The following is an 8,978-nucleotide window of genomic DNA, read 5'->3' as shown; positions in this document are numbered from 1 at the left end:
TAAGCAGAGATAGTATCTATAAACAATATACCACAACAATTGCTTAAAGTAAACACTCAAAAAGATTCCCCTACTTATATATTCATCATTTCTTTGCTATTTTTCTTTTTTTCTGGGTAAAAAATCTAAAAAATTCTTATCACATAAAAAGATGATAAGAATTTTGTTTACCCATTAAGAATTTATAAGTATCAGTTGATTATTATGAGATACTCATTATTGGAAGTTTGGGATGAAATCTATTTATTTTTATAAATCTTGTTACATAAGGATGAGAACAAATCTGTAGATAAGTAACGCTCACCACTATCTGGTAGAATGACGACAATATTTTTATTCTTATTTTCCTCTAGTAAAGCAAGGCGTTTAGCGACATGCAAAGCAGCTCCAGAAGAGATACCTACAAGAATCCCTTCAGTATTAGCAAGTTTTCTCACAGATTCATATGCATCATCAGTCGTAATTGTTACAATCTTATCATAGATATTTGTATCAAGTATTTCAGGAATGAAGTTAGCTCCAATTCCTTGGATTTTATGAGAACCAGATTTTCCCTGAGAAATTAATGGGGAATCAGCAGGTTCAACTGCAATAATTTGAATATGGGGATATTTGCTTTTGAAATATTGTCCTAGTCCTGTGATAGTGCCACCAGTCCCAATTCCAGCAATAATCATATCTACTTTTCCTTCCATCTGTTCATCGATTTCTGGACCTGTTGAAACAAGATGTGCTTTGGGATTACTTGGATTGACAAATTGACCAGCAATGAAACTATTGGGAATAGTTTGTGCAAGTTCTTTAGCCTTAGCAACAGCACCACTCATTCCTTCACTGCCAGGAGTGAGAATAAGCTCAGCACCAAAAGCTTTCATTAATTTCTTGCGTTCTTCGCTCATTGTTTCAGGCATGACAATAATCACTTTATAGCCTAATGATGTTCCAACAGCACAAATACCAATCCCAGTATTGCCACTTGTGGGTTCAATAATAGTTGCACCTGGTTTTAATTGACCATTTTCTATAGCATCCATGATCATTTGTTTTGCAACGCGATCTTTAATACTGCCAGCAGGATTATAGTATTCTAATTTGGCAAAAATGTTTGCTTTTAAATGTTCTTTTGCTTTTGTGTTTTGTAACTCTAGTATTGGAGTATGACCAACTAATTCGTTAAAATTATGATAAATAGACATATTTATTTCCTCCTTATTTATGAGTATTATATGCATCATTATGAAGAAAATCAAAGAATATGATAAATCTTTTCTTTCTTAATAAAAGGTGTTAAAATAATGAGAAATGGAGGATATTATGAGAAAGATAGATTACCATATGCACACTTACTTTTCAGCCGATAGTGAGGCTGATCCTAAAGTTCATATTCATACTGCAATTGCTAAAGGACTAGATGAAATTTGTTTTACTGATCATCGAGATTTTCATTATCCTGAATGTCCATTTGAATTAGATGCAGATAATTATTTCAAAGAACTTAAACAGTTACAGAGGCAGTTTCAACAACTTATTAAGATTAAGATTGGATTGGAAATTGGTTTAGATGTTGAATATATTGATGAAATCAATCGTTTTGTGAATGCTCATGATTATGATTATGTGATTGGCTCAATCCATGTTATTCATCAAACTGAATTTTATGAACCAGCAGCTTTCTTTATTAATAAAACAAAAGAGGAAGCTCATAGAGAGTTCTTTTTGAATACATTAGAATGTGTTCAGACTTTTGACTGTTTTAACTGTTTAGGACATTTAGATTATATTTGTAGATATGGTCCATATGTTAACAAAGAAGTTGAACATTCACTTCATCAAGACATTATTGACGATATCTTTAAAACACTTATTCATAAGGGAAAAGGACTAGAAGTCAATACATCAGGTTATAAAACAAGAGGGGTTTGTGGATTTCCCAACTTTGAACAAATTCAAAGGTATTATGATTTAGGTGGTCGTATAATCACAATAGGTAGTGATTCACATACAAGTGATCGTGTTGGAGAACATGTAGAAGATGTTATCAAAGAATATCAACATATTGGATTTCAAGATGTCTCTACTTTCACAAAAAGGGTTAGAGATTAGATAACCTTTATGCTATAATAAGGATATGTCGCAAGGAGGGAATAAATATGATATGTTATCATAAAGAGGATGTAGAGGATTTAAGAAAACATGAAGGTCAATATTATATGCCTAATGCTTTGTTTGATACGATGCAGTATAAATTAATTCGTTTAGAAGTCAAATGGGCTTATGTTGCTTGTTTAAATGTTTTATTACAAGGTCCATCATATGATAAAGAAGGTAGGGCTTTTATTAAGGATGACCACCCACAGGTGATTGAAATTTTAAAAGACTTAGCTCATAAAAAAGTAGATCAAGAAAAAATTGCTGGATATCTTTTAGAAATGGAAGACAACGGTTTGATTGAAAGAGTTGGTAGAGATATTTATCTCAAAAAAATTTGTAATGTATTTTAAAATAAGGAGTTATATTGATGAGGAAGCTATTCATAATAATGTTTCTTGTATCATTTTTAATGGGGTGTCAATCTCCTGAGATTCAGTCTTCTCAAACTCCACAGAAAGAAAGTATTAAGATATCATTTCATCAATCTTATGAACATCAAGGGATAACTTTTGAGTTGATTGATATGCTGGTGGATAAAGAAATTTATCCTGCAAATACAAATTCTAAATATGATTATGTTCATTTTGATGAGAATACTGATTATGAAATGTTGGATATTGTTATGTGTTTAACCAATAAAAGTTACAAGTCTTTGCAAGCAAATTCAGATTTTAGAGTGAAATTAAAAACTAGAAATGATGTTATAAAGATGGAGTGTTATATTGAAAGTAAAGAATTTACAAGTTTACAAAAAGATGCTGCTATTGATAAAGATGAAACTGTTTTATTGCATATGAATGCAACTATTGATTCTCAACAAAGAGAAGAGAATTTAAGATTGTCATTTTATATTGAAGACCAGGAGTATGTTGTTGATTTTATTTATAAAGATTATCAGAATCAAAAACAAATTATTGAATTAAATCAGGTTTTAGATATGAATAATGAATTGTCTATGAAGTTTGATGATTTAGGAATCTTGAATAAAGTTCTTCCTGATGATACAAGTGGTGAATATTTTTATTTTGAATTGGAAGATAAAAAGAATCTGTTTTTATATGGCAGTTGTGATTTTGAGAATAAAAGTCATCATGATATGAAACTAGCGGATTTACCTGCTTTACGTATTCGTGGACAGAATATTCATTTGTTTCATATTGCCAAACAAACCAAAGATAAACGAGATTTTGTTGAAGATGAAAATACTGTTATTCAACAAGGAGAAAAATGTAGAATATTCTATTATATAGAATTGCCTAAAGACATTTTCTTTAATGATATTTATAAAAATAAACAAAAGATTGAAATGAGTTATAAAATAGATAGATATCTATTGAAAATTCCAGAATAACTGAAAGGATATTGATGAATATGTCAATGTCTTTTCAGTTATACTATGATAGAAGGGGGATTCATGATGTTCCAATTGATTGTAAAGAAGTACATAGAAAATTATGATGATAGTAGTCATCCAAAAGTCAGAGAAAGATATGGAACACTATGTAGTATCCTTTCCATTATTTGTAATGGTTTTATGGTTGTCTTTAAATTGATTTTTGGATTTATAACAAGGTCAGTTGCTATTCAAGCCGATGGATTTAACAACTTATCTGATATGGGAAGTAATTTGGCCACTCTGTTTGGGTTTAAATTGGCTGGCAAACATCCAGATGCTGATCATCCTTATGGTCATGGAAGATATGAATATATTACAGGACTGATTATTGCTTTTTTGATATTATTAGTCGCATTTTCTTCTTTAAAAGAATCTTTCATGAAAATTCTTCAACCAGAAGAACTGAATTTTCAGTTAACAGCTGTTATTGTTTTGGTTATTTCTATACTTACAAAACTTTGGATGGCATCATTTAATAAAAAGGCGGGTCAATTCATTCATTCAACATCATTAAAGGCAGCAGCTCAGGATAGTTTAAATGATGTTATTACAACATTTGCAACTTTAATTTCGTTGTGTTTAAGTCTTGTCACTGATTTACCAGTAGATGGGGTTATAGGTGTTATTGTGTCTTTGTTTGTATTGAAGTCTGGTGTAGATATTTTCAGAGATACAGTTGATCCTTTATTAGGGCAAGCTCCTGATAAGGAATTAATTAATCAAATCTATGATTTTGTTATGTCATTTGATAAGGTGATTGGTATTCATGATTTTATGATGCATGATTATGGACCGGGACGACAATATATGACATTTCATGCTGAAGTTGATTGTCGTGAAGATGTGATGGTCCTCCATGATCAAATAGATCTTATTGAAAGAGAATTATTACATAAGTTTGATATTTTAACAACAATTCATATGGATCCGATTGATATGAATGATGAATTAACAAATCATTTACGTGAAAAAGTGAAATTTATTGTGAATGATATTAATCAATGTTATAGTATTCATGATTTTAGAATTGTCAGTGGGCCAACTCATACGAATTTGATTTTTGATGTATTGATTCCAGCAGATGATGAGATTGCACATATTGATTTAAAAAGAAAGATCGAAGAAAAGGTCTATGAGTTGAATCCTTCTTATTTCTGTGTTATACAAGTTGATCATGCATTTATTTGTTAAAAGTGAAAAAAATGTTTGACAATTGTTTTTATTCAAGATAATATATTATCAACAACAGTGAAGAGAAGAGTAGTTTATTATAAGCTTCATAGAGAGTTCTTGGGTGGTGGAAAAGAACAAGTGGAGATAAATGAAGATGGTCTTGGAGTTTTATTGGTGAATAATGAGCCAATAACGGATGTACCCGTTACAGTACTAGAGTATGTTGGTACTCGAAGAGGCTATAATTGTGAGATTATAGTAAATTAAGGTGGTAACACGGGTGATGCTCGTCCTTTCAGTAGGACGAGTTTTTATATATTTAAGGGAGGAAAGACTATGATTGAACTTAAACATATTACAAAGATATTTCATACACAAAAGGGTGATATTAGTGCTTGTCAAGATGTCAATCTGACAATTCAAGATGGTGAAATCTTTGGTGTTATTGGATATAGTGGAGCAGGGAAATCAACTCTTGTTCGTATTATTAATCAATTGGAAAAACAAACGAGTGGTGAAGTGATTATTGATGGAGAGGACATATCTCAATTAAGTGGTGAACGTTTAAGAAAAAAAAGAACAAAGATTGGTATGATTTTTCAGCACTTTAATCTACTTTGGTCAAGAACAGTTCAAAAGAATATTGAATTATCTTTAGAAATAGCAGGGGTAGATAAACAGACAAGACAACAAAAGGCTAAACAATTAATTGAACTTGTTGGTTTAACAGGTAGAGAGAATGCTTATCCAAGTGAGCTCTCAGGCGGTCAAAAACAAAGAGTTGGGATTGCAAGAGCATTGGCTAATGATCCGCATATTTTACTTTGTGATGAAGCAACAAGTGCATTGGACCCCGATACAACCGAACAGATTCTAGACTTATTAATTCAAATTAATAGACAATTAGGAATTACAATTGTCATGATTACACATCAGATGGAAGTTGTTCAAAAAATCTGTCATCGAATAGCTGTAATGAGTGAAGGTAAAGTTGTTGAAGAAGCAAGTGTGAAAGATATTTTTGAACATCCTCATCATGAAATTACAAAACGTTTTGTAAGAGATTTATCTAGTAAAATTGATGATGGCAAATTGAATGATAATTTGAAGCAAATATATCCTGATGGTATTTTATTAAGATTAACTTTTGATGAAGAAATTTCTAGGCTTCCAATTGTCTCAAAAGTAATGAAAGAAATAGATTTAGATTTAAGTATTGTCTCAGGAAATTTAACAAATACAATTGATAGTTCGTTTGGAGTCCTGATTGTTAATGTTTTAGGTGGGGACAAGCAGGAATATGAAAATGTTATTCAAAAATTTAAGGATTATCAAGTGATTGTGGAGGTGATCTAGATGAGTACAGTTTTAGAACAAATTGATTGGGATGCAATGATTCTTTCAATTCAGGAAACATTGTTTATGACATTCTTTTCACTGTTGATTGCAGTTGTGTTAGGATTTGGACTAGGAATTATTCTTTATGTTACAAAAGATGATGGACTTTATCCAAATAAAATAATTAACCGTATATTAGACTTTATTGTCAACTTACTAAGAGCAGTTCCATTTATTATCTTGATCATTATCTTATTGCCAGTCACAATATTTTTGGTTGGAACAATGCTGGGAGCCAAAGCGGCTTTACCCGCTCTTATCATATCAAGCGCTCCTTTCTATGCACGAATGTGTATGATTGCACTAAGTGAAGTAGATAAGGGAACAATTGAAGCAAGTAAGGCGATGGGAGCAAGCCATTTACAAATTATTACCAAAGTTCTTATCCCAGAAGCCAAGCCAGCTTTAATATCAAGTATCACAGTAATGGGAATTTCGCTCGTTGGATATACAGCAATGGCGGGATGTATTGGTGCTGGAGGACTTGGAAATGTGGCTTACATGTATGGATATGCAAGACAAAACATGGTAGTCATGTATACTGCAACATTCTTTGTATTAGTTATTGTCTTTATTATACAGGGAATAGGAGATTATGTTGTCAAAAGAATTGACAAGCGATGAAAGGGGAAAATAAAATGAAAAAATTATTAAAAATCGCATTAGCATTATTATTAACAGTAGGCATTGTAGGGTGTGGAAGTCAGAGTGATTCTAGTGATGAAAAAACATTAACAGTATCAGCAACACTGGATCCACATGCGAAAATCTTAGAACAGGCAAAACCGTTGTTAAAGGAGAAGTATGGAATTGACTTAGAGGTTAAAGTTTTAGATGATTATTATATCTTTAATAAGGCATTAGATACTGGAGATGTTGATGCTAACTATTTCCAACATAGACCATTCTTTGATGGCGATGTAGAGAAGAATAATTATAAAATAGCGGAGGCAGGTGCTATTCATATAGAGCCATTTGGATTCTATTCAAAAACAGTAAAGTCTAAAGATCAAATAAAAGATGGGGCTAAAGTCATTATTTCTAACTCAGTTGCAGATCATGGAAGAATCTTAGCAATCTTAGCAGATGCTGGTTTAATTACGATTAAAGATGGTGTTAAAGTTTTAGATGCAACTGTTAAAGATATTGCATCTAATCCTAAGAATTTAGAATTCACTGAAATTAAGCCTGAATTATTAGCAACTTCTTTTAATAATGGTGAAGGTGATTTGGTTGCTATTAATGGAAATTATGCATTACAAGCAAACTTAAATCCAACAAAAGATGCTGTTATCTTAGAATCAGCAAATGCTGATAATCCATATGTAAATATTGTTGCTTGCCAAAAAGGGCATGAAAATGATGAAAAAATAAAAGCATTAGTAGAAGTTTTAAAATCTGATGATATTAAAAAATTTATTGAAGAAACTTATAAAGGGTCAGTGATTCCTGTTAAATAGATGAGATAAATCTCATCTATTTCTTTTTGTTTTATTCGACATTCAAATCATGTATAATGTGTAAAGGTGGTGATTCTGTGAAATTATGTTTTAATCATTTGTTATTGGCTTTTTCATATGCACTTGATTGTGTTGAAAAAGATTATTTTAAAACAACGAGTTATCATGGCAAAAGAGTATCATATATATGTTTATTGTTAGGAGAACATTTTGCATTAAATAATCAGCAATTAAGTGATCTGGTAGGTTGTGCAATTTTGCATGACAATGGATTAACTGAGTATTATAAGCAAGGTGATAATACTCAAGAGGCTGAATTTTTAAAGATTCATTGTGAGGTTGGTGAAGAGAATATAGATTATATTCCTTTTTTTGAAGATGTTCATAATGTCATTTTATATCATCATGAAGCAGTTGATGGAAGTGGACCATTTCATAAGATGATTGATGAAATACCACTATATGCTCAACTTATTCATATTGCTGATTGGATTGATGTCAATTATAATCTTCAAGATATGAGTGAAAAAGAGTATCAGAATATATTATTAGAACTTCATAAGTTAAGAAATAAAGAATTTTCAGATAAAGTTGTTGATGCATATTTAGCTGCATTAACATATGATAAGATAATCATTAACAACGATCAATTAGAAAATTATTTAAGAGAAAATATTCATAATATCTATCAAGATTTCACAGATTCGCAAATGTTAGCAATCTGTCAATTGTTTGCAAGAATCATTGACAGCAAATCCCCACATACGCGAACACATTCAATAGGTGTTGCATCAAAGGCATCTTATATGGCTTTATATTATGAATATGATGAAGAAATGATGTTAAAATTATTTTTTGCAGGTGCGATGCATGATGTTGGAAAACTCGTTATTGACCGTGATGTTTTGGAAAAGCCTGCTCAATTAACTGACTCTGAATATACGTATATGCAGACACATGCATATTATTCATATAAGATTCTTAGTGATATGCAGTTGGGTGAAATTGTTCATTGGGCATCTTATCATCATGAAAAATTAGATGGTAGTGGTTATCCATTTGGAAAAAAAGCCGAGGAATTGGATTTTATTGATCGTTTGATGGCATGTTGTGATATTTACCAGGCTTTAACTGAAGATAGACCTTATAAAGATGCAATGTCTCATGAAAAAAGTATTGAAATTATGAGAAGTATGGCAGTAGGAAATAAAATTGATAGTCAAATTGTTGAAGATATGAATAAAGTTTTTGGGAAGACATCTTAGAATGTCTTTTTTTTAAAGAAATGTATCTTTTTCATTTTTTTGTGAAAAATAAAAATGGAGGTGAAGGTATGAGTCCCAAAGAATTGCTTTATATTGAAGATGCATTAGGTCATGAAGAGTATTTGAAAAAGATCG

At 31.1% G+C, this 8,978-nt stretch carries 9 protein-coding genes and 1 other annotated feature; of the genes, 8 read left to right on the top strand and 1 reads right to left on the bottom strand.

Annotated features, from left to right (window positions below):
- Window positions 1–239 precede the first annotated feature (239 nt).
- Window positions 240–1,196, bottom strand: coding sequence for a cysteine synthase A (gene cysK, locus AC5M21_RS15300; protein ID WP_008788342.1), 957 nt, complete (start codon window positions 1,194–1,196; stop codon window positions 240–242).
- Between the two features lie 118 nt (window positions 1,197–1,314).
- Here cysK and AC5M21_RS15295 point away from each other — a divergent pair, with 118 nt between their 5' ends.
- The 8 genes from AC5M21_RS15295 (at window position 1,315) to AC5M21_RS15260 (ending at window position 8,843) form a co-directional block, all read left to right on the top strand.
- On the top strand, window positions 1,315–2,103 hold the full coding sequence (locus tag AC5M21_RS15295) for a histidinol-phosphatase HisJ family protein (RefSeq protein ID WP_008788343.1): 789 nt from the start codon (window positions 1,315–1,317) through the stop codon (window positions 2,101–2,103).
- Between the two features lie 47 nt (window positions 2,104–2,150).
- Complete coding sequence (locus AC5M21_RS15290) at window positions 2,151–2,501, top strand: hypothetical protein (protein WP_008788344.1); 351 nt, start codon at window positions 2,151–2,153, stop codon at window positions 2,499–2,501.
- A 17-nt stretch (window positions 2,502–2,518) separates the two neighbouring features.
- A complete protein-coding gene (locus AC5M21_RS15285) occupies window positions 2,519–3,502 on the top strand; it encodes a hypothetical protein (protein ID WP_493531524.1) in 984 nt (327 codons plus the stop codon).
- Between the two features lie 66 nt (window positions 3,503–3,568).
- Window positions 3,569–4,738 carry a cation diffusion facilitator family transporter gene (locus AC5M21_RS15280; protein ID WP_017144162.1) on the top strand — a complete coding sequence of 390 codons (1,170 nt, stop codon included), beginning with the start codon at window positions 3,569–3,571 and terminating at the stop codon, window positions 4,736–4,738.
- 48 nt (window positions 4,739–4,786) lie between these two features.
- Window positions 4,787–5,018: a binding site (T-box leader), on the top strand.
- A 38-nt stretch (window positions 5,019–5,056) separates the two neighbouring features.
- Window positions 5,057–6,076 carry a methionine ABC transporter ATP-binding protein gene (locus tag AC5M21_RS15275; RefSeq protein WP_008788348.1) on the top strand — a complete coding sequence of 340 codons (1,020 nt, stop codon included), beginning with the start codon at window positions 5,057–5,059 and terminating at the stop codon, window positions 6,074–6,076.
- Entirely contained in the window at window positions 6,077–6,742 is a 666-nt protein-coding gene (locus AC5M21_RS15270) for a methionine ABC transporter permease (protein WP_008788349.1), read from the top strand.
- Window positions 6,743–6,756: 14 nt separating this feature from the next.
- Window positions 6,757–7,578 (top strand): MetQ/NlpA family ABC transporter substrate-binding protein, encoded by an 822-nt coding sequence (locus AC5M21_RS15265; protein WP_029158252.1) that lies wholly within the window; start codon window positions 6,757–6,759, stop codon window positions 7,576–7,578.
- 77 nt (window positions 7,579–7,655) lie between these two features.
- Complete coding sequence (locus AC5M21_RS15260) at window positions 7,656–8,843, top strand: HD domain-containing phosphohydrolase (RefSeq protein WP_017144163.1); 1,188 nt, start codon at window positions 7,656–7,658, stop codon at window positions 8,841–8,843.
- Window positions 8,844–8,978: the final 135 nt, after the last annotated feature.

The organism is Coprobacillus sp., from assembly GCF_984815275.1.
This window is presented reverse-complemented; position numbering and strand designations above follow the sequence as displayed.